This window comes from Stenotrophomonas sp. STEN014 (assembly GCF_056760315.1).
In genome coordinates, this window is the sequence record NZ_JBRREN010000002.1 from 173,118 (window position 1) to 193,064 (window position 19,947).

At 62.7% G+C, this 19,947-nt stretch carries 31 protein-coding genes; 28 read left to right on the forward strand and 3 right to left on the reverse strand.

From position 1 onward, the window contains the following. The first annotated feature begins 3 nt into the window (after positions 1 to 3). The 28 genes from rplC (at position 4) to ACVOMC_RS03495 (ending at position 15,963) form a co-directional block, all read left to right on the forward strand. Positions 4 to 654 carry a 50S ribosomal protein L3 gene (gene rplC / locus ACVOMC_RS03360; protein ID WP_481522831.1) on the forward strand — a complete coding sequence of 217 codons (651 nt, stop codon included), beginning with the start codon at positions 4 to 6 and terminating at the stop codon, positions 652 to 654. Between the two features lie 12 nt (positions 655 to 666). After that, positions 667 to 1,272: a 50S ribosomal protein L4 gene (rplD, locus tag ACVOMC_RS03365; protein ID WP_054657239.1), complete on the forward strand. Its 606-nt coding sequence runs from the start codon at positions 667 to 669 to the stop codon at positions 1,270 to 1,272. After that, positions 1,269 to 1,568 carry a 50S ribosomal protein L23 gene (rplW, locus tag ACVOMC_RS03370; RefSeq protein WP_054657193.1) on the forward strand — a complete coding sequence of 100 codons (300 nt, stop codon included), beginning with the start codon at positions 1,269 to 1,271 and terminating at the stop codon, positions 1,566 to 1,568. The genes rplD and rplW overlap by 4 nt, the downstream gene beginning before the upstream one ends. A gap of 10 nt (positions 1,569 to 1,578) precedes the next feature. Continuing rightward, complete coding sequence (rplB, locus tag ACVOMC_RS03375) at positions 1,579 to 2,406, forward strand: 50S ribosomal protein L2 (RefSeq protein WP_054657195.1); 828 nt, start codon at positions 1,579 to 1,581, stop codon at positions 2,404 to 2,406. Positions 2,407 to 2,412: 6 nt separating this feature from the next. After that, a complete protein-coding gene (gene rpsS / locus ACVOMC_RS03380) occupies positions 2,413 to 2,682 on the forward strand; it encodes a 30S ribosomal protein S19 (RefSeq protein ID WP_054657196.1) in 270 nt (89 codons plus the stop codon). 12 nt (positions 2,683 to 2,694) lie between these two features. Continuing rightward, positions 2,695 to 3,030, forward strand: coding sequence for a 50S ribosomal protein L22 (rplV, locus tag ACVOMC_RS03385; RefSeq protein WP_054657198.1), 336 nt, complete (start codon positions 2,695 to 2,697; stop codon positions 3,028 to 3,030). Positions 3,031 to 3,047: 17 nt separating this feature from the next. Then, complete coding sequence (gene rpsC, locus ACVOMC_RS03390) at positions 3,048 to 3,782, forward strand: 30S ribosomal protein S3 (protein WP_054657200.1); 735 nt, start codon at positions 3,048 to 3,050, stop codon at positions 3,780 to 3,782. Between the two features lie 5 nt (positions 3,783 to 3,787). Beyond that, positions 3,788 to 4,201 carry a 50S ribosomal protein L16 gene (rplP, locus tag ACVOMC_RS03395; RefSeq protein WP_054657202.1) on the forward strand — a complete coding sequence of 138 codons (414 nt, stop codon included), beginning with the start codon at positions 3,788 to 3,790 and terminating at the stop codon, positions 4,199 to 4,201. Further along, complete coding sequence (rpmC, locus tag ACVOMC_RS03400; RefSeq protein ID WP_054657204.1) at positions 4,201 to 4,386, forward strand: 50S ribosomal protein L29; 186 nt, start codon at positions 4,201 to 4,203, stop codon at positions 4,384 to 4,386. The genes rplP and rpmC overlap by 1 nt, the downstream gene beginning before the upstream one ends. Positions 4,387 to 4,397: 11 nt before the next feature. Beyond that, complete coding sequence (rpsQ, locus tag ACVOMC_RS03405; RefSeq protein ID WP_054657206.1) at positions 4,398 to 4,667, forward strand: 30S ribosomal protein S17; 270 nt, start codon at positions 4,398 to 4,400, stop codon at positions 4,665 to 4,667. Between the two features lie 12 nt (positions 4,668 to 4,679). Beyond that, entirely contained in the window at positions 4,680 to 5,048 is a 369-nt protein-coding gene (gene rplN / locus ACVOMC_RS03410) for a 50S ribosomal protein L14 (RefSeq protein ID WP_003479595.1), read from the forward strand. Between the two features lie 16 nt (positions 5,049 to 5,064). Continuing rightward, positions 5,065 to 5,382 (forward strand): 50S ribosomal protein L24, encoded by a 318-nt coding sequence (gene rplX / locus ACVOMC_RS03415; protein ID WP_054657208.1) that lies wholly within the window; start codon positions 5,065 to 5,067, stop codon positions 5,380 to 5,382. An 11-nt stretch (positions 5,383 to 5,393) separates the two neighbouring features. Then, a complete protein-coding gene (gene rplE / locus ACVOMC_RS03420; RefSeq protein ID WP_054657210.1) occupies positions 5,394 to 5,936 on the forward strand; it encodes a 50S ribosomal protein L5 in 543 nt (180 codons plus the stop codon). Between the two features lie 18 nt (positions 5,937 to 5,954). After that, complete coding sequence (gene rpsN, locus ACVOMC_RS03425; RefSeq protein WP_057505880.1) at positions 5,955 to 6,260, forward strand: 30S ribosomal protein S14; 306 nt, start codon at positions 5,955 to 5,957, stop codon at positions 6,258 to 6,260. A 214-nt stretch (positions 6,261 to 6,474) separates the two neighbouring features. Next, complete coding sequence (gene rpsH / locus ACVOMC_RS03430; RefSeq protein WP_054657212.1) at positions 6,475 to 6,873, forward strand: 30S ribosomal protein S8; 399 nt, start codon at positions 6,475 to 6,477, stop codon at positions 6,871 to 6,873. A gap of 15 nt (positions 6,874 to 6,888) precedes the next feature. Next, complete coding sequence (gene rplF, locus ACVOMC_RS03435; protein WP_054657214.1) at positions 6,889 to 7,416, forward strand: 50S ribosomal protein L6; 528 nt, start codon at positions 6,889 to 6,891, stop codon at positions 7,414 to 7,416. A gap of 33 nt (positions 7,417 to 7,449) precedes the next feature. After that, positions 7,450 to 7,803: a 50S ribosomal protein L18 gene (gene rplR / locus ACVOMC_RS03440; protein WP_054657216.1), complete on the forward strand. Its 354-nt coding sequence runs from the start codon at positions 7,450 to 7,452 to the stop codon at positions 7,801 to 7,803. 158 nt (positions 7,804 to 7,961) lie between these two features. Next, a complete protein-coding gene (rpsE, locus tag ACVOMC_RS03445) occupies positions 7,962 to 8,504 on the forward strand; it encodes a 30S ribosomal protein S5 (protein WP_054657217.1) in 543 nt (180 codons plus the stop codon). Further along, positions 8,497 to 8,688: a 50S ribosomal protein L30 gene (gene rpmD / locus ACVOMC_RS03450; RefSeq protein WP_054657219.1), complete on the forward strand. Its 192-nt coding sequence runs from the start codon at positions 8,497 to 8,499 to the stop codon at positions 8,686 to 8,688. The genes rpsE and rpmD overlap by 8 nt, the downstream gene beginning before the upstream one ends. 6 nt (positions 8,689 to 8,694) lie before the next feature. Next, positions 8,695 to 9,138 (forward strand): 50S ribosomal protein L15, encoded by a 444-nt coding sequence (gene rplO / locus ACVOMC_RS03455; protein ID WP_054657221.1) that lies wholly within the window; start codon positions 8,695 to 8,697, stop codon positions 9,136 to 9,138. A gap of 7 nt (positions 9,139 to 9,145) precedes the next feature. Beyond that, positions 9,146 to 10,501: a preprotein translocase subunit SecY gene (secY, locus tag ACVOMC_RS03460; protein WP_054657223.1), complete on the forward strand. Its 1,356-nt coding sequence runs from the start codon at positions 9,146 to 9,148 to the stop codon at positions 10,499 to 10,501. A gap of 348 nt (positions 10,502 to 10,849) precedes the next feature. Next, complete coding sequence (rpsM, locus tag ACVOMC_RS03465; protein WP_057505879.1) at positions 10,850 to 11,206, forward strand: 30S ribosomal protein S13; 357 nt, start codon at positions 10,850 to 10,852, stop codon at positions 11,204 to 11,206. Between the two features lie 12 nt (positions 11,207 to 11,218). After that, complete coding sequence (gene rpsK, locus ACVOMC_RS03470; protein ID WP_054657227.1) at positions 11,219 to 11,611, forward strand: 30S ribosomal protein S11; 393 nt, start codon at positions 11,219 to 11,221, stop codon at positions 11,609 to 11,611. A gap of 14 nt (positions 11,612 to 11,625) precedes the next feature. Further along, on the forward strand, positions 11,626 to 12,255 hold the full coding sequence (gene rpsD / locus ACVOMC_RS03475) for a 30S ribosomal protein S4 (protein WP_017355428.1): 630 nt from the start codon (positions 11,626 to 11,628) through the stop codon (positions 12,253 to 12,255). Positions 12,256 to 12,309: 54 nt separating this feature from the next. Next, positions 12,310 to 13,308 (forward strand): DNA-directed RNA polymerase subunit alpha, encoded by a 999-nt coding sequence (locus tag ACVOMC_RS03480; protein ID WP_481522832.1) that lies wholly within the window; start codon positions 12,310 to 12,312, stop codon positions 13,306 to 13,308. Between the two features lie 192 nt (positions 13,309 to 13,500). Then, positions 13,501 to 13,887 (forward strand): 50S ribosomal protein L17, encoded by a 387-nt coding sequence (gene rplQ, locus ACVOMC_RS03485; RefSeq protein WP_054657231.1) that lies wholly within the window; start codon positions 13,501 to 13,503, stop codon positions 13,885 to 13,887. A gap of 144 nt (positions 13,888 to 14,031) precedes the next feature. After that, positions 14,032 to 14,538, forward strand: a complete 507-nt coding sequence (locus ACVOMC_RS03490; protein ID WP_481522833.1) for a disulfide bond formation protein B — start codon at positions 14,032 to 14,034, stop codon at positions 14,536 to 14,538. Between the two features lie 42 nt (positions 14,539 to 14,580). Further along, the gene (locus ACVOMC_RS03495; RefSeq protein ID WP_481522834.1) at positions 14,581 to 15,963 is read left to right on the forward strand and encodes a class II 3-deoxy-7-phosphoheptulonate synthase; all 1,383 of its coding nucleotides are present in this window, start codon (positions 14,581 to 14,583) and stop codon (positions 15,961 to 15,963) included. 16 nt (positions 15,964 to 15,979) lie between these two features. Here ACVOMC_RS03495 and ACVOMC_RS03500 read toward each other — a convergent pair whose 3' ends face one another. From ACVOMC_RS03500 to typA, 3 genes are read right to left on the reverse strand one after another with little or no spacing between them, the layout of a single operon-like run. Then, the gene (locus ACVOMC_RS03500) at positions 15,980 to 17,593 is read right to left on the reverse strand and encodes an amidase (RefSeq protein ID WP_481522835.1); all 1,614 of its coding nucleotides are present in this window, start codon (positions 17,591 to 17,593) and stop codon (positions 15,980 to 15,982) included. Positions 17,594 to 17,638: 45 nt separating this feature from the next. After that, positions 17,639 to 18,112, reverse strand: a complete 474-nt coding sequence (locus ACVOMC_RS03505; protein ID WP_481522836.1) for a DUF7144 family membrane protein — start codon at positions 18,110 to 18,112, stop codon at positions 17,639 to 17,641. A gap of 5 nt (positions 18,113 to 18,117) precedes the next feature. After that, positions 18,118 to 19,947 carry a translational GTPase TypA gene (gene typA, locus ACVOMC_RS03510; RefSeq protein WP_054658417.1) on the reverse strand — a complete coding sequence of 610 codons (1,830 nt, stop codon included), beginning with the start codon at positions 19,945 to 19,947 and terminating at the stop codon, positions 18,118 to 18,120.

Here is a 19,947-nt window from a genome sequence, read left to right on the forward strand (position 1 = left end):
ACCATGACGAAGAAATATTCGTTGGGCTTCGTGGGCCGCAAGGCTGGCATGAGCCGCGTTTTCACTGAAGATGGCCAGTCCATCCCGGTGACCCTGATTGAAGCAACCCCGAACCGCATCGCGCAGATCAAGACCGTCGAAACCGACGGCTACAGCGCCGTGCAGGTGACCGTCGGCGCCCGTCGCGCTGCGCTGGTCAACAAGCCGGAAGCCGGCCACTTCGCCAAGGCGAAGGTGGAAGCGGGCCGTGGCCTGTGGGAATTCCGCGTTGAAGACACACAGATCGGCGATTTCGCCGTCGGTGGCGAAGTCAAGGCGGACATCTTCGAAGTTGGCCAGAAGGTCGACGTCCAGGGTGTCACCAAGGGTAAGGGCTTCCAGGGCACCATCAAGCGCCACAACTTCCGTATGGGCGATGCAACCCACGGTAACTCGCTGTCGCATCGCGCGCCGGGTTCGCTGGGTCAGCGCCAGACCCCGGGTCGCGTTTTCCCGGGCAAGAAGATGTCCGGCCACATGGGTGCTGTGCAGCAGAGCACGCAGAACCTGGAAGTGGTCAAGGTCGACGTCGAGCGTGGTCTGATCGCCATTCGCGGCGCCGTGCCTGGCGCAGCCGGTGGTGACGTGATCGTGCGTCCGGCTAGCAAGGCATAAGGAGAGATGACGATGGAACTCGTTATCACGGGTAGCAACAACAAGGTCTCGGTCTCCGACGCCGTGTTCGGTCGCGATTTCAGCGAAGATCTGGTTCACCAGGTCGTCGTTGCTTATCGCAACGCCGCTCGCGCCGGCACCAAGGCTCAGAAAACGCGTTCGGAAGTGAACGGCACGACCAAGAAGTCGAAGAAGCAGAAGGGCGGCGGTGCGCGTCATGGCGCGCTGACGGCTCCGATCTTCGTCGGCGGTGGCGTGACGTTTGCCGCAAAGCCGCGTTCGTTCGACCAGAAGGTCAATCGCAAGCAGTACCGTGCCGCCATGTGCGCGATCCTGTCCGAGCTGAACCGTCAGGGTCGCATCACCGTCGTCGAATCCTTCGACGTCGATGCTGTCAAGACCAAGGCGCTCATCGAGAAGCTGGCGGGTCTGTCGGTGGGCAAGCGCCCGCTGATCGTGACCGAAGACGCTTCCGAGTCGCTGTACCTGTCGGCCCGCAATCTGCCGTACGTGCAGGTGCGTGACGTGCAGGGTCTGGATCCGGTGGCTCTGGTCGGTGCCGACACGGTCGTCATCACCGCTGACGCGGTCAAGAAGGTCGAGGAGTGGCTGGCATGAGCAGCAACGAAAAAATCTTCAGCGTGCTGCGTGCTCCGCGAGTCTCCGAGAAGACCGCGCGCCTGCAGGAACTTTCCAATCAGTATGTCTTCGAGATTTCGAGCGAAGCCACCAAAGCCGATGTAAAGGCCGCGGTTGAGCAGCTGTTCGACGTCAAGGTCGAGGCCGTCAACGTGCTGAACGTCAAGGGCAAGAGCAAGTCCTTCCGTAATCGCGCTGGCCGCCGTGGCGATTGGCGCAAGGCGTACGTGCGTCTGGCCGATGGCCAGTCCATCGATGTAACGGCCAAGGCCTGAGGTACATCCCATGCCATTGATGAAATTCAAGCCCACCTCCGCAGGCCGTCGTTCGGCCGTGCGCGTGGTCACGCCCGATCTGCACAAGGGCGCACCGCACGCAGCGTTGCTGGAGCCGCAGAGCAAGTCCGGTGGTCGTAACCACCACGGTCGCATCACCACCCGTCACGTGGGTGGTGGTCACAAGCAGCACTACCGTCTGATCGACTTCAAGCGCAACAAGGAAGGTATTCCGGCGCGCGTGGAACGTATCGAATACGATCCGAACCGCACCGCCCATATCGCCCTGCTGTGCTATGTCGACGGCGAACGTCGCTACATCATCGCCCCCAAGGGCCTGAAGGCGGGTGACCAGGTCATCTCCGGTGCACACGCGCCGATCAAGACCGGCAACACCCTGCCGCTGCGCAACATCCCGGTGGGTACCACCATTCACGGGATCGAGCTGAAGCCGGGCAAGGGCGCCCAGATCGCCCGTGCCGCCGGTGCAGCCGTGCAGCTGGTCGCTCGTGAAGGTATCTACGCCACCCTGCGTCTGCGCTCGGGTGAAATGCGTAAGGTGCCGGTCGAATGCCGCGCCACCATCGGTGAAGTCGGTAATGACGAGCACAACCTGGAAAAGCTGGGCAAGGCTGGTGCCAAGCGCTGGCGTGGCGTGAAGCCGACCGTTCGTGGTGCTGCCATGAACCCGGTGGATCACCCGCATGGTGGTGGTGAGGCCAAGGCCGGTCAGGGTAATCCGCATCCGGTCACCCCGTGGGGTGTTCCGACCAAGGGTTACAAGACGCGCCATAACAAGCGCACTCAGCAGTTCATCGTCCGCGATCGTAGGGGCTAATCGACCATGGCACGTTCACTCAAGAAGGGCCCGTTCGTCGATCACCACCTCATCAAGAAGGTGGAGGCCGCTGCGGGCAGCAAGAAGCCGATCAAAACCTGGTCGCGCCGTTCGATGATCCTGCCGGAAATGGTAGGCGTCACCATCGCCGTTCATAACGGCAAGAACCACGTTCCGGTGCTGGTCAACGAGAACATGGTCGGCCACAAGCTCGGCGAATTTGCCGTCACCCGGACCTTCAAGGGTCACGGTGGCGACAAGAAGTCGGGCAAGTAAGGAGAGATGACAATGGAAGCGAAAGCAATCCTGCGCTCCGCGCGCATCTCTGCGCAGAAAGCCCGTCTGGTCGCTGACCAGGTGCGCGGTCTGCCGGCCGAGCGTGCGGTCAACCTGCTGAAGTTCTCGGACAAGAAGGCTGCCCACCTGATCAAGAAGGTGGTGGAGTCGGCTATTGCCAATGCCGAGAACAACCAGGGCGCTGACGTCGACGAGCTGAAGGTCAAGACCATCATGGTTGATGAAGGTCCGACCCTGAAGCGTTTCATGGCGCGGGCGAAAGGCCGCGGTACCCGCATCCTCAAGCGCACCAGCCACATCACTGTGGTTGTGGGCGCCGGCAAGTAAGCGGAAAGGAAAAGACCATGGGTCATAAAGTTCATCCGATTGGTATCCGCCTCGGTATTTCCAAGGATTGGAACTCCAAGTGGTACGCCAACAAGGCCGAGTTTGCTGGTTACCTGGCAGCCGACCTGAAAGTCCGTGAGATGCTGCGCAAGAAGCTTGCTCAGGCCGGCATCAGCAAGATCCTGATCGAGCGTCCGGCAAAGACCGCTCGCGTGACGATCCACACCGCCCGTCCGGGCGTGGTGATCGGCAAGCGTGGTGAGGACATCGAGAAGCTGCGCAAGGAAGTGAGTGAGATGATGGGCGTTCCGGCGCACATCAACGTCACCGAAGTGCGCAAGCCGGAGTTGGATGCACAGCTGGTTGCCGAGTCGATCGCGCAGCAGCTGGAGCGTCGCATCATGTTCCGCCGCGCAATGAAGCGCTCGGTCGGCAACGCGATGCGTCTGGGTGCCCTGGGCATCAAGGTCAACGTCGGCGGCCGCTTGAACGGCGCTGAAATCGCCCGTTCGGAGTGGTACCGCGAAGGCCGCGTGCCGTTGCACACCCTGCGTGCGGATATCGACTACGGTTTCGCTGAAGCCAGCACCACCTACGGCATCATCGGCATCAAGGTCTGGATCTACAAGGGCGAGGTCTTTGATTTCTCCCAGGTTGGCCAGGAAAAGCAGGACGACAGCCCGCGCAACGATCGTAACGATCGCGGCGACCGTGGTGACCGTCCGTCGCGCCCGGCTCGTGAAGCGAGGTAACGGCAATGTTGCAACCCAAGCGAACCAAATACCGTAAGATGTTCAAAGGCCGTAACGACGGCCTGAGCTGGAGCGCAAATGCCGTCAGCTTTGGCGAGTACGGCCTGAAGGCAACCGCTCACGGTCAGCTGACCGCGCGTCAGATCGAAGCGGCCCGCCGCTCGATCAGCCGCTACGTCAAGCGCGGCGGCAAGATGTGGATCCGCGTGTTTCCCGACAAGCCCATCACCAAGAAGCCCATCGAAGTCCGAATGGGTGCCGGTAAGGGTGGCGTGGAATACTGGGTCGCGCAGATCCAGCCCGGCCGCATGATCTATGAAATCGAGGGCGTTTCCGAGGAAGTGGCACGCGAGGCGTTCCGCCTGGCCGCTGCCAAGCTCTCGGTCACCACCACTTTCGTGACCCGGACGGTGCGCTGATGGACATCAAACAACTCCGCGAGAAGTCGGCTGACGAACTCAAGGCCCACCTGACCGACCTGCGTAAGGAGCAGTTCTCGCTCCGTATGCAGCAGGTCACCGGCCAGCTGCCGAAGACCCACGAAACCCGCCGGGTGCGCCGCGAGATCGCTCGCGTCAAGCACCTGATCGGCAGCACGAAGTAAGGATGGCTGCTATGAGCGAAAATAACGCAAGCAAGACGCTGCGCACGGTCGAAGGCCGTGTCGTCAGCAACAAGATGGACAAGACGGTCACCGTGTTGGTGGAGCGCCAGGTCAAGCACGCCCTGTACGGCAAGTACATCAAGCGCTCGACCAAGCTGCATGCACACGACGCCGAGAACACCTGCAATGAAGGTGATTTCGTGCGTGTGACCGAGATTGCTCCGCTGTCCAAGACCAAGAACTGGCGTGTGGTGGAAATCATCACCCGCGCAGCGAAATAAGGAGCCTGAATCATGATTCAGATGCAGAGCTACCTCGACGTCGCTGACAACTCTGGTGCCAAGGAAGTGATGTGCATCAAGGTGTTGGGCGGCTCGAAGCGCCGTTACGCACACATCGGTGACATCATCAAGGTCACCGTGAAGGATGCGATTCCGCGCGGTAAGGTCAAGAAGGGTGAAGTGTATGACGCAGTCGTGGTGCGTACCCGCAAGGGTGTGCGTCGCGCTGACGGTTCGCTGATCCGCTTCGATGGCAATGCCGCGGTCCTGCTGAACAACAAGCAAGAGCCGATCGGCACCCGCATCTTCGGGCCGGTGACCCGTGAACTTCGTTCTGAGAAGTTCATGAAGATCGTCTCGCTCGCTCCCGAAGTTCTGTGAGCGCCAGGAGATAATCATGGCTAACCGTATCAAGAAGGGCGACCAGGTCGTCGTCAACACCGGCAAGGACAAGGGCAAGCAGGGCGAAGTCGTCCGCGTCGACGGCGATCGTGTGATCGTCGCCAACGTGAACATCGTCAAGCGCCACACCAAGCCGAATCCGCAGGCAGGTGTTGCCGGCGGCGTGGTCGAGCGTGAAGCGTCGATCCATATCTCCAACGTCAATGTTCTGAACCCGGCAACGGGCAAGGGCGAGCGCGTTGGCTTCAAGGTGCTGGAGGATGGACGCAAACTGCGTGTGTTCCGCTCCAGCGGTGAGGCGCTTGACGCCTGAGGAATGATCGAATGAATTCCCGTCTCGAAAAGTTTTACAAAGACGAAGTTGTGCCGGCGCTGACCAAGCAGTTCGGCTACAAGAACCCGATGGAAGTGCCGAAGCTCGTCAAGATCACCCTGAACATGGGTGTGGGCGAAGCGGCTACCAACAAGAAGGTTCTGGAAAACGCCGTCGCGGATATGACCAAGATCACCGGTCAGAAGCCGATCGTCACCAAGTCGCGTGTTTCGGTGGCATCGTTCAAGATCCGTGATGGCTGGCCGATCGGCTGCAAGGTCACGCTGCGTCGTGACACCATGTTTGAGTTCCTGGATCGTCTGATCAACATCTCGCTGCCGCGCGTGCGTGACTTCCGCGGCGTGTCGGGGCGTTCGTTCGACGGTCGTGGCAACTACAACATGGGTGTGAAGGAACAGATCATCTTCCCGGAAATCGACTTCGACGCCGTCGATGCGATCCGCGGTATGGATATCGCCATCACCACCACTGCCAAGACCGACGCGGAAGCCAAGGCGCTGCTCGCAGCGTTCAAGTTCCCGTTCCGTAACTGATTCGTCGAGGATACCGAAATGGCAAAGACCTCCATGGTCAACCGCGACATCAAGCGGAAAAAGCTGGCTGAAAAGTACGCTGAAAAGCGTGCGGCTCTGAAGAAGATCGTGTCCTCGGTGGACGCGACCTACGAAGAGAAGATCGAGGCCTCGACGAAGTTGTCCAAGCTGCCGCGCGATTCGTCGCCGTGCCGCCACCGCAACCGTTGCGAGCTGTCCGGTCGTTCGCGTGGCGTGTACAGCAAGTTCGGCCTCGGCCGTAACAAGCTGCGCGAAGCCACCATGCGCGGCGATGTGCCGGGCCTGCGTAAGGCCAGCTGGTAAGAAATTCCGGCCGGGCCGCAAGGTCCGGCCGGGGCATCGGCAGGGCAACCTGAAGGTGACTCAAAAAGTCCGACGCCAGTCGGACTTTTTGTCGTATAATCCCGCTCCTTGCCTGTCCGAAACCGGCTGGCTGGTGTGGTAGGGGCCCTGGCCCATCCCAGGAAAACACGAGATTTTCGCGAAAGCGGATATCGGTGCACTCAAAGGTATCTACATGAGCATGACTGATCCCATCGCCGACCTGCTGGTACGCATCAAGAATGCGGCCGCGGTTGGCAAGCAGACGGTGAAAGCCCCGTCGTCCAAGGTCAAGGTGGCCATTGCCCAGGTCCTGAAGGACGAGGGTTACATCACAGACCTGCGCGTGACCAACACCGAAAACAACAAGGCCGAGCTTGAAATCGTCCTGAAGTATTTCGAAGGCAAGCCGGTCATCGCGACCCTGAAGCGCTTCTCGCGTTCGGGTCTGCGCCAGTACCGTGGCAAGTCTGAACTGCCGAAGGTCCTCAACGGCCTGGGCGTCGCCATCATTTCCACCTCCAAGGGCATCATGACTGATGCGCAGGCGCGCCAGTTGGGCGTCGGCGGCGAAGTCCTGTGCTTCGTGGCCTAAGGGAAGGAGTCCACTATGTCCCGCGTAGCCAAGAAGCCGATCAACCTGCCCAAGGGCGTTGAACTGACCATCCAGCCGGAAGTTGTGACCGTGAAGGGCCCGAAGGGTGTCCTGTCGCTGAACAAGGCCGCTGGCGTTGAAATCACTCTCGACAATGGCGTTGCCACGCTGAGCCCGAAGGACATCTCCTTCGACGCGCTGACCGGCACCGTCCGTTCGATCCTGGCCAACATGGTCCAGGGCGTGTCCGAAGGCTTCGAAAAGAAGCTGGAGCTGGTGGGTGTGGGTTACCGCGCCGCCATGCAGGGCAAGGACCTGAACCTGTCGCTGGGCTTCTCCCATCCTGTCGTGTTCGTGGCGCCGGAAGGCATCACCCTGTCGACCCCGACCCAGACCGAAATTCTGGTCCAGGGTTCGGACAAGCAGGTTGTCGGTGAAGTCGCCGCCAAGATCCGCGGTTACCGTCCGCCGGAGCCCTACAAGGGCAAGGGTGTGAAGTACGCCGGTGAAGTCATCATTCGCAAGGAAGCCAAGAAGGCCTAATTCCTAGGTTTTCAGCTTTCGAGGATAAAGAACATGAACAAGAACATTGCACGTCTGCGTCGCGCCAAGTCGACCCGCTCGCACATCCGCACACTGGGTGTGGCGCGCCTGTCGGTCCTGCGCACCGGCCAGCACCTGTATGCACAGGTCTTCACCGCCGATGGCTCCAAGGTGCTGGCTGCTGCCAACACCGCCCAGGCCGAAGTCATGGAAGGCCTGAAGAACGGCAAGAACTGCGACGCAGCTGCCAAGGTCGGCAAGATGATTGCCGAGCGCGCCAAGGCTGCAGGTATCGAAAAGGTCGCGTTCGACCGTTCCGGTTACCGCTACCACGGCCGCATCAAGGCCCTGGCCGATGCAGCCCGCGAAGGCGGCCTGCAGTTCTAAGGGATCGGGAAAGGGGCCGTTGGCCCCTTTCCGCCTGCCTGCCGGTACGGGCTGTGCCGGGCGTCTCCGCTCTTATGCAGCGGCCGACGAGTCAACGCTTCGTCCCACAACTATAAGCGGCTTCGAGCCGTACATAATCCACACAACAAGGAATAGAAATGGCTGAAGAACGTCAGTCGCGGGGTCGCGATCGCGATCGCAACCGCGAAGAAAAAGTCGACGATGGCATGATCGAGAAGCTGGTCGCGGTCAATCGCGTCAGCAAGACCGTCAAGGGTGGTCGTCAGTTCACCTTCACCGCACTGACCGTGGTCGGTGATGGTGCAGGCAAGGTCGGTTTCGGCTACGGCAAGGCGCGCGAAGTGCCGGTCGCCATCCAGAAGTCGATGGAGCAGGCCCGCAAGAACCAGATCAGCGTTGATCTGAACAACGGCACGCTGTGGCACACCGTCAAGGACGGCCACGGTGCGGCTCGCGTGTTCATGCAGCCGGCTTCGGAAGGTACCGGCGTGATTGCCGGCGGCGCGATGCGCGCTGTGCTGGAAGCGGTTGGCGTGAAGGACGTGCTGGCCAAGGCGGTGGGTTCGCGCAACCCGATCAACCTGGTTCGCGCCACGCTGAAGGGTCTGGCAGGCGTGCAGTCGCCGGCTCGCATTGCGGCCAAGCGCGGCAAGAAGGTGGAGGATCTCAATCATGGCTGATCAGAACGTCAAGACCGTGAAGGTGCGCCTGGTGCGTGGCCTGCGTGGAACCCAGTCGCGTCACCGCCTGTCGGTGCGTGCCCTGGGCCTGAACAAGCTCAATGATGTGCGTGAACTGAAGGACAGCCCGCAGGTTCGCGGCCTGATCAACAAGGTTCAGTACCTCGTCCAGGTTGAGGAGTAATTGACCATGACTTTGCGTCTTAATGAACTGAGCCCGGTTGAGGGCGCGCGTACCGAGCGCAAGCGCGTCGGCCGCGGCATCGGCTCCGGCTTGGGCAAGACCTGCGGCCGCGGCCACAAGGGTTCGTTCGCCCGTTCGGGCAAGGGCAAGATCAAGGCTGGCTTCGAAGGCGGTCAGACCCCGATGCAGCGTCGTCTGCCGAAGATCGGCTTCGTTTCCCGTACGGCCAAGGACACCGCTGAAGTGCTGTCCTACCATCTGGACCGTCTGGAAGCTGGCGAGATCGATTTTGCGGCACTGCGTGCTGCCAAGCTGGTCCCGTCCACTGCCAAGAAGGCCAAGATCGTCCTGAAGGGCGAGCTGAGCAAGGCGTTCACCCTGAAGGGTGTTGCGGCAACTGCCGGCGCCAAGGCTGCGATCGAAGCTGCCGGCGGCAGCGTACAGGAGTAACTGGAACATGGCGCAAGCTGGCATCGGTAACCTCGCGGGCGGGATGGGCAAGTTCACGGAACTTCGCCAGCGTCTTCTGTTCGTACTCGGGGCATTGCTCGTCTATCGCATTGGCTGTTATGTGCCGGTGCCGGGCGTCAATCCCGATGCCATGCTTGCGCTGATGCAGGCGCAGGGCGGCGGAATCGTGGACATGTTCAACATGTTCTCGGGCGGCGCCCTGCACCGTTTCAGCATCTTCGCGTTGAACGTGATGCCGTATATCTCGGCATCCATCGTGATGCAGCTGGCGGTCCACATCTTCCCGGCCCTGAAGGCCATGCAAAAGGAAGGTGAGTCCGGTCGTCGCAAGATCACGCAGTATTCGCGCATCGGCGCGGTGCTCCTGGCGGTGGTGCAGGGCGGCAGTATCGCGCTGGCATTGCAGAACCAGGTGTCGCCGGGCGGTGCTCCGGTGGTGTACGCACCTGGCATGGGTTTCGTGCTGACCGCTGTGGTCGCACTCACGGCCGGCACCATCTTCCTGATGTGGGTGGGTGAGCAGGTCACCGAGCGGGGTATCGGCAACGGTGTGTCGCTGATCATCTTCGCCGGTATCGTCGCGGGCCTTCCGGCGGCGGTGATCCAGACCGTCGAGGCGTACCGCGATGGCAACATGAGCTTCATTTCGCTGTTGCTGATTGTGCTGGTGGTGCTGGCGTTCACCTACTTCGTGGTGTTCGTCGAGCGCGGCCAGCGCCGCATCACCGTTAATTACGCCCGCCGTCAGGGTGGCCGTAACGCCTACATGAACCAGACCTCGTTCCTGCCGTTGAAGCTGAACATGGCGGGTGTGATTCCGGCGATCTTCGCTTCCAGCATCCTGGCCTTCCCGGCCACGCTGGCGATGTGGTCCGGCCAGGCCAGCTCGGCCACCTGGCTGCAGAAAGTGGCCAATGCGCTGGGTCCGGGCGAGCCGCTGCACATGATCGTGTTCGCTGCACTGATCACCGGTTTCGCGTTTTTCTATACCGCGCTGGTTTTCAACTCGCAGGAAACCGCTGACAACCTGAAGAAGTCGGGCGCGCTGATTCCGGGTATCCGTCCGGGCAAGGCCACGGCCGACTATATCGATGGTGTGTTGACGCGCCTGACGGCGGCCGGCTCGGCCTACCTGGTCATCGTCTGCCTGTTGCCGGAAATCATGCGCACCCAGCTCAACGCCTCGTTCTACTTCGGTGGCACCTCGCTGCTGATCGTGGTGGTGGTGGTGATGGACTTCATTGCGCAGATCCAGGCGCATCTGATGTCTCACCAGTACGAGAGCCTGTTGAAGAAGGCCAACCTGAAGGGCGGCAACCGCGGCGGTTTTGCGCGCGGCTGATTCACCCGGTATACTTTCCGCTTCATAGCGAGAAGAGCCCCTCCGGTTCCCGTTGGGGGTCTTCAAGACAGAAGGGCGGCCCCCGCAGCGGTCTCGGGTGGGGGTGTGATGTGGTGGTTCTGCGCAGGAGTAGCGCGGGCGGCAGAGGTGGTATCACTTTGCCAAGCACATCCGGCGCCGGAGCGTGGGCACACTCCCCACGCCGGGTCTGTGGAACCTTCGGGTTATGCGGACCTCAAAGCAAACCGAGGCCTTGTTAGATCGCTAATTAACTTTTTTGATCCATCCTGCCGGATTGGCGCGCCTGTTGGTGCGCATTCGGCCATCACTCAGCTGGAGAACCGCGTCATGGCGCGTATTGCAGGCGTCAACCTGCCAGCCCAGAAGCACGTCTGGGTCGGGTTGCAAAGCATTTACGGCATCGGCCGTACCCGTTCGAAGAAGGTTTGCGAAGCCGCAAACGTTGCTTCGACCACCAAGATCCGCGAACTGTCCGAGCCGGAAATCGAGCGTCTCCGCGCCGAAGTCGGCAAGTACATCGTGGAAGGCGACCTGCGTCGCGAAATCGGTATCGCAATCAAGCGCCTGATGGACCTGGGCTGCTATCGCGGCCTGCGTCACCGTCGCGGTCTGCCGCTGCGTGGCCAGCGTACCCGTACCAACGCCCGCACCCGCAAGGGTCCGCGCAAGGCGATCAGGAAGTAAGGGACCTAAATAATGGCTAAGCCCGCTGCTGCAAAAACCAAGAAGAAGATCAAGCGCGTCGTCACTGACGGCGTCGCCCACGTCCACGCTTCGTTCAACAACACCATCGTGACCATCACCGACCGCCAGGGCAATGCACTGTCTTGGGCCACCTCCGGTGGCGCCGGCTTCCGTGGTTCGCGCAAGTCGACTCCGTTCGCTGCTCAGGTTGCCGCCGAAAAGGCTGGCAAGGCTGCGCTGGATTACGGCCTGAAGTCGCTGGAAGTCCGCATCAAGGGTCCGGGTCCGGGCCGTGAGTCGGCCGTACGTTCGTTGAACAACGTCGGCTACAAGATCACCAACATCATCGACGTGACGCCAATCCCGCACAACGGGTGCCGTCCGCCGAAGAAGCGTCGCGTCTAAGGGAGCGATAAGAAATGGCTCGTTATATCGGTCCCACCTGTAAGCTCGCCCGCCGCGAAGGCGCCGACCTCTCTCTGAAGAGCCCGGCCCGCGCGTTGGATTCCAAGTGCAAGCTGGAGCAGAAGCCCGGCCAGCACGGCGCTACCGCCCGCAAGGGCAAGCTGTCCGACTACGCCACCCAGCTGCGTGAAAAGCAGAAGGTCAAGCGTATCTACGGTCTGCTGGAGCGTCAGTTCCGCAACTACTACAAGAAGGCCTCGACCAAGAAGGGCAACACCGGCGAGAACCTCTTGCAGCTGTTGGAAACCCGTCTGGACAACGTCGTCTACCGCATGGGCTTCGCAGTGACCCGTCCGGCTGCCCGTCAGCTGGTCTCGCACCGCGGTGTCACGGTCAATGGCAAGTCGGTGAATCTGGCTTCGTACCAGGTCAAGGCTGGCGATGCCGTTGCGCTGTCGGAAAAGGCTGCCAAGCAGCTGCGCGTTCAGGAAGCCCTGACCGTTGCCGCCCAGCACGACCTGCGTCCGTCGTGGGTTGAGGTTGATTCGGGCAAGTTCGCCGGCATCTTCAAGGCCGTGCCGGATCGCGCCGATCTGCCTGCGGATATCAACGAAGCGCTGATCGTCGAGTTGTATTCGAAGTAATTCACAATGGAGAACCTCCGGGTTGCACCGGAGGTTCGCAGGAGAACCCGCAACATGACGGTTACCGCAAACCAGGTTCTGCGTCCTCGTGGCCCGCAGATCGAACGCCTTACCGACACCCGCGCCAAGGTCGTTATCGAACCCTTGGAGCGTGGTTACGGGCATACGCTGGGCAACGCCCTGCGTCGCGTGCTGCTGTCGTCCATCCCGGGCTTCGCCATTACGGAAGTCGAGATCGACGGCGTGCTGCACGAATACACCACCCTTGAGGGTCTGCAGGAGGACGTGCTGGAAGTCCTGCTCAACCTGAAGGATGTGGCAGTCCGTATGCATACCGGCGACAGCGCCACCGTGACCCTGTCCAAGCAGGGCCCGGGCGTTGTTACCGCTGCCGACATCAAGGTCGACCACAACGTCGAAGTGATCAACGGCGACCATGTGATCTGCAACCTGACCAAGGATGCATCGATCAACATGCGTCTGAAGATCGAGCGTGGTTTCGGCTATCAGCCGGCAGCTGCGCGTCGTCGTCCGGACGAAGAAACCCGTGCCATCGGCCGTCTGGTCCTGGATGCCTCGTTCTCGCCGGTCCGCCGTGTCGCCTATGCCGTGGAAGCGGCTCGTGTCGAACAGCGCACCGACCTGGACAAGCTGGTCATCGATATCGAGACCAACGGCACCATCGACGCCGAAGAAGCAGTGCGTACCGCTGCCGACATCCTCAGCGATCAGCTGTCGGTGTTCGGTGACTTCACCCACCGCGACCGCGGTGCAGCCAAGCCGGCCAACAACGGCGTGGATCCGGTGCTGCTGCGCCCGATCGACGATCTGGAGCTGACCGTGCGTTCGGCCAACTGCCTGAAGGCCGAGAGCATCTACTACATCGGTGATCTGATCCAGAAGACCGAAGTGGAGCTGCTCAAGACCCCGAACCTCGGCAAGAAGTCGCTGACCGAGATCAAGGAAGTACTGGCCCAGCGTGGTCTGTCCCTTGGCATGAAGCTGGAAAACTGGCCGCCGGCCGGTGTTTCCCAGCACGGCATGCTCGGCTGAGAGTAAAATCCATTCCCCCGCATGGGTAACCATGTGGGGGAATGTTGTCTGCAGTACCCGCGTTGACCGGTGCAGATGCCGGCACGCAGGTCGTCCAGGACGGACGACCAGGACCATCCGCAGTCCACAGTTTCAACGCCTGGATGGCGACAGCGAAGTTCAACGATCCATCATTAACCAAGGAATACACCCATGCGTCACATGAAGTCGGGCCGCAAGTTCAACCGCACCAGCGCCCACCGCGAAGCGATGTTCAAGAACATGGCTGCGTCGCTGTTCAAGCACGAGCTGATCAAGACCACCCTGCCGAAGGCCAAGGAACTGCGCCGCGTCGCCGAGCCGCTGATCACCCTGGCCAAGGTCGACTCGGTCGCCAACCGCCGCCTGGCGTTCGCCCGTCTGCGTGACAAGGAAGCCGTCGGCAACCTGTTCACCATCCTGGGCCCGCGCTACGCCAACCGTCCGGGCGGCTACCTGCGTCTGCTGAAGTGCGGTTTCCGTGCTGGCGACAACGCACCGATGGCCTATGTCGAACTGGTGGACCGTCCGGCTGTTGTGGCCGAGGAAGTCGCCGAGTAATCGGCACACTCGCCAAGCGACGGATCCTGCGGAAGCCCGGCCTATGCCGGGCTTCTTGCGTTTGCGTACCCGGCATCTGCAAGACGGCTGCCGGAAGGCATGGGGGCTGCTACTCTTGCGACCTTATTTGTAAGGGGGTTGCCGATGAATCCGTTGCGTTGGAATTTCCGTGCGCAGTGCCTGCTGGGTTTTTTGATCTGTGCCGGGTTGCTGGCCTTTGCGATCTACATGCAGATCCAGATGGGGCTGGAGCCGTGCCCGCTGTGTATCTACCAGCGCATCGCCTTCGCCTCGGTCGGCGTCCTGTTCCTGCTCGGCGCGCTGCACGGTCCTTCCAGCCGCGCTGGCCGCGCCGGTTATGGCGTGTTGACCCTGATCGCGGCAGGCGTGGGGGCCGGCATCGCCGGGCGCCACGTCTATGTGCAGTTGCTGCCGAAGGACCTCGGCAGCAGCTGTGGCCCGCCGTTGAGCTTCCTGAGCGAGACCATGGGGCCGTTCGAGGTGTTCCGCACGGTGCTTACCGGCACCGGTGATTGCGGCAACATCGACTGGCAGTTCCTGGGCCTGACCATGCCGATGTGGAGTCTGGTGTGGTTCGTGTTGCTGGGGCTGTGGGCCTTGTACGCCGGCTTGCGCCGGGTAGCGCGCTGATCGCCGCGCCGTTTTCTTTCTTCTTCTCTTGCCGGTAATTGCATGAACCAGTCTGCGCCTTCTGTTGCTTATCCTGTTCCAGATCCGGGCTGGGCGCCGTCGAGTTGGCGTTGCAAGCCGGGACTGCAGATGCCGACCTATCCCGATCCGGTGGCGTTGGAAGCGGCGCTGGGTCAATTGCGGCAGCTGCCGCCGCTGGTCACCTCCTGGGAGATCTTCGCGCTCAAGCAGCAGCTGGCCGAGGCGCAGGAGGGCAAACGCTTCCTGCTCCAGGGCGGGGATTGCGCCGAGAATTTCGCCGATTGCGAATCGGCCACAATCTCCAACCGGCTCAAGGTGTTGCTGCAGATGAGTCTGGTGCTGGTGCATGGGCTGCGCAAGCCGGTGATCCGCGTCGGCCGCTTTGCCGGGCAGTACGCCAAGCCGCGCTCGGCCGATACTGAAACCCGCGACGGCGTGACCCTGCCCAGCTACCGCGGCGATGTGATCAACGCCCCGGAGTTCACCGAGGCGGCGCGTGTTCCCGACCCGCAACGGATGATCACCGCGCATTCGCGTTCGGCGCTGACGATGAACTTCGTACGGGCGCTGATCGATGGCGGCTTCGCCGATCTGCATCACCCCGAGTACTGGAACCTGGGCTGGGTGGGCTGTTCGCCGCTGGCGGCCGAGTACCAGAAGATGGTGGGCTCCATTGGCGATGCGGTGCGTTTCATGGAGACGCTGGCCGGCGCGCCCGTGCACAACCTCAACCGGGTGGACTTCTACACCTCGCACGAAGCGCTGTTGTTGCCCTATGAGGAGTCGCTGACCCGCCAGGTGCCACGCCAGCACGGCCACTTCAACCTGAGCACGCATTACCCGTGGATCGGCATGCGTACAGCGGCGCTGGATGGCGCGCATGTGGAATACCTGCGCGGCGTGCGCAATCCGATCGCGATCAAGGTCGGGCCATCGGTGCAGCCGGACCAGTTGCTGCGGCTGATGGATGTGCTCAATCCGGATGACGAGCCGGGCCGGCTGAGTTTCATCCACCGCATGGGGGCGGCGCAGATCGCCGAGAAGCTGCCGCCGTTGCTCGATGCGGTCAGCCGCGACGGGCGCCGGGTGTTGTGGGTCTGCGATGCGATGCACGGCAATACCGAAAGCACCAGCAACGGCTACAAGACCCGCCGCTTCGACAATATCCGTGGCGAGGTGGAATTGGCCTTCGATCTGCATGCCGCAGCCGGCACGCGTCTGGGAGGCGTGCATCTGGAGCTGACCGGGGAGGATGTGACCGAGTGCACCGGCGGCGCACGCGAGTTGACCGAGCGTGATCTGGAGCGTGCCTACCGCTCCACTGTCGATCCGCGGCTGAACTACGAACAGTCGCTGGAAATTGCCATGGCGATCGTGCGCAAGCAGGAGCAGTCCGCCCCGTGAGTGGCGCCCGTCGGACTCAGTGCCGGCGGGCCGGCGCGGCGGGGCTGGCGGAAAACGCCGGTGGCCGCCGGGCCTGGGTGAGCTGTTCATAGGCGTAGCCCAGCGCCAGCAGCTTGGGCTCGCTCCAGGCCGTTCCCATGAACAGCAGCCCCAGCGGCAGGCCATTGGCGTGCCCCATCGGCACGCTCAGGCTCGGATAGCCGGCCACGGCTGCGGCGCTGTAGCTGCCGCCGGGGAACGCATCGCCTTGGCCGGGCGTGGTCAGCCATGCGGTGCCGGTAGTCGGGGCGATCAGTGCATCCAGCCGGTCTGCCTGTAGGGCGGCATCGATCCCCTGCGGACCAGCAAGACGTCGTGCGCGGGTGCGGGCGGCGATATAGGCCGGATCGGTGAGGGGGCCCTGGCGGGCGGCCTGCTCCAGCAGATCCTGGTCGAAGTGCGCCATTTCGCGTGCGGCATGTTCGTAATTGAAGGCGATCAATTGTTCCAGCGTGCGGATCGGCGCCTTGGCGGTGCCGAGGTAACGCTCCAGCCCGGCCTTGAATTCATACAGCAGCAGGGTCTGCTCGTCCTGCTCCCACTGGCCCTCGGTAGGGATGCGGGTTTCGATGACCGTGGCACCGGCATCGCGCAGGGCGGCGATGGCCTGGGCGAACACTGCGGCGATCTCAGGCTGTTCGACCAGGGCGGGGTGCAGTACGCCTATGCGGGCTCCGCGCAGGGCGTCCGGGTGCAGGCGGGCATGGTAGTCGTACACCGCCCGGCCGGGCATGGTCGCGGTCGCCGGGTCGGCGCCGTCGCGGCCGGCCAAGATGCCCAGTAGGATGGCGCTGTCGGCGACGCTGCGGGTCATCGGGCCGGCGGTGTCCTGGCTGAAAGAGATCGGTACGATGCCGCCGCGGCTGACCAGTCCCACGGTCGGCTTGAGTCCGACGATCCCGTTCACTGCCGCCGGACAGGCGATGCTGCCGTCGGTTTCGGTGCCCACGGCCGCCACGGCCAGGTTGGCCGCCACCGCCACCGCGCTGCCGGCGCTGGAGCCGCAGGGATTGTGGCTCAGTGCGTAGGGGTTGCGGGTCTGGCCGCCTACCGCGCTCCAGCCGGAAGTGGAGCTGCTGGAGCGGAAGTTGGCCCATTCGCTGAGATTGGTCTTGCCCAGGATCACCGCGCCGGCCTCGCGCAGCCGCTGCACCACAAAGGCGTCCTCGTCGGGGTGGAATGAGCGCAGCGCCAATGAGCCGGCGGTGGTGGCCATTGGCGTGGCGTCGATATTGTCCTTGAGCAGGATCGGCAAGCCATGCAGGGGGCCGCGGATACGGCCGCTGCGCCGCTCGGCATCGCGCTGGGCAGCCTCGCGGCGGGCGGCGGGGTTGATCAGCAGTACCGAGCGCAGGCGTGGGCCGCTGCGGTCCAGGCTGGCGATCCGCTGCAGGTAGGCTTCGGTCAGGGTGACGCTGTCCAGCTCACCGCGGGCCATCAGCGCTTGCAGATCGTCGATGCGGGCTTCGGCATAGGCGAATGGCGCCACGGGGGCGTCGGCGGGTACTGGCGTGCGTGTGCAGGCGCTGCCCAGCAGCAGGGTCAGGGCGGTCAGCAGGAAGGGCTGGGAGCGGCGCGAGGGGGTGTCCATCTGCGCAGGCTAGCCAGCCGGCAGGGGGCTTTGCAAATGCCGCGCTCAGTCGAGGTGGCGCTTGCGGATATCCCGTGCCAGCACCCAGACCACCAGTACGTTGACTGCCAGCAGCAGCCACGACGCCCAGCCGGGGTGTTTGACGATGGCGTACAGATCCAGTGGCAGATACAGCGCCGCGGAGATGCAGCCCAGCCACGATGCCCACGCATGGGCGCGCCACAGCCCCCACGCTTCCACGGCACGCAGCAGGCCATAAGCGGCCAGTACGGTGGCGGCGAGGTGGACGGTATCGGGAGTGATCTGGCCGAGCAGCGAAGAGAATGATCCGTGCTCGGGATCGCCGCCAAGGCGCAGGATCAGGGTGTTGATGACGGTGCGCAGCGGGGCGGGCCCGGACACTTCCAGGCCGGCCGCGGCGAGAAAGGCCGCAAGGGCCTTTCCCGCTTCCAGCAGCGCGATGGCTGCCAGGCCCGGATGCGCATGCGGATCCGGGTTGTAGGGCGACGTGCCGGTCAATGCAATCAACCGGCGCGCGAGGCCTTCTTGCGGTCGCTTTCGGTCAGGAACTTCTTGCGCAGGCGGATTTCCTTCGGGGTGACTTCGACCAGCTCGTCGTCCTCGATGAAGTCCAGTGCCTGCTCCAGCGTGTACTTGATGGCCGGGGTCAGCTTGATCGCGTCATCCTTGCCCGACGCGCGCATGTTGGTCAGCGGCTTGGTCTTGATTGCGTTGACGGTCAGATCGTTGTCCTTGGAGTGGATACCGATCAGCTGGCCTTCGTACACGTTGTCGCCTTCGGCGGCGAACAGCTTGCCGCGCTCTTCCAGCGGGCCCAGCGCGTAGGCCGGGGTGGCGCCCGGGGCGTTGGCGATCATCACGCCGTTCTGGCGCTTGGCGATGGCGCCCTGTTCCTTCGGGCCATAATGGTCGAACACGTGGAACAGCAGGCCCGAACCCTGGGTCAGGGTCTTGAACTCGTTCTGGAAGCCGATCAGGCCGCGGGCCGGAATCATGTAGTCAAGGCGCACACGGCCCTTGCCGTCGGCTTCCATGTTCTTCAGCAGGCCCTTGCGGATGCCCAGCTTCTCCATCACGCCGCCTTGGTGCTGTTCTTCGATATCGACGACCAGCTGCTCGATCGGCTCCATCATCTGGCCGTCGATTTCCTTGATGATCACTTCCGGGCGCGACACGGCCAGTTCGTAGCCTTCACGGCGCATGGTTTCGATCAGCACCGACAGGTGCAGCTCGCCACGGCCGGAGACCAGGAACTTGTCTGCATCTTCCAGCTGCTCGACCTTCAGTGCCACGTTGTGCACGGTCTCGCGCTCCAGACGCTCCTTCAGCTGGCGGCTGGTCAGGAACTTGCCGCCGGACAGGTCCTTGTTGCCGGCGAACGGCGAGTTGTTGACCTGGAAGGTCATGGAGATGGTCGGCTCGTCGACGGTCAGTGCCGGCAGCGCTTCCGGGGCATCCGGGTGGCAGATGGTGTCGGAGATGGTCAGTTCCTGGATGCCGGAGATGGCGACGATGTCACCGGCCTCGGCCTCTTCGACTTCCACCCGCTCCAGGCCCATGAAGCCCAGCACCTGCAGCACCTTGCCGTTGCGCTTCTTGCCTTCGCGGTCGATCACGGTGACCGGCATGTTCTTCTTCAGCTTGCCGCGCTGGATGCGGCCGATGCCGATCACGCCGACGAAATTGTTGTAGTCCAGCTGGCTGATGCGCATCTGGAACGGGCCTTCCGGATCCACGTCCGGCACCGGCACGTACTTCATGATCGCTTCGAACAGCGGGGTCATGTCGCCCGAACGCACGGTGTCTTCCAGGCCGGCGTAGCCGTTCAGACCCGAGGCGTAGACGATCGGGAAGTCCAGCTGCTCATTGGTGGCGCCGAGCTTGTCGAACAGGTCGAACACCTGGTCGATCACCCACTCCGGACGCGCGCCCGGGCGGTCGACCTTGTTGACCACGACGATCGGCTTGAAGCCCATCGCGAAGGCCTTCTGGGTGACGAAACGGGTCTGCGGCATCGGGCCGTCCATCGCGTCGACCAGGATCAGCACCGAGTCGACCATCGACAGCACGCGCTCCACTTCGCCACCGAAGTCGGCGTGTCCGGGGGTGTCGACGATGTTGATGCGGTTGCCGTTCCACTTGATGGCCGTGTTCTTGGCCAGGATGGTGATGCCGCGTTCCTTTTCTTGGTCGTTGCTGTCCATCACGCGCTCGGCGAGCACCGTGCGCTCGGACAGCGTGTCGGAGTTCTTGAGCAGGCAGTCAACCAGGGTGGTCTTGCCATGGTCCACGTGAGCGACGATGGCGATGTTGCGAAGATTTTCGATAGACAT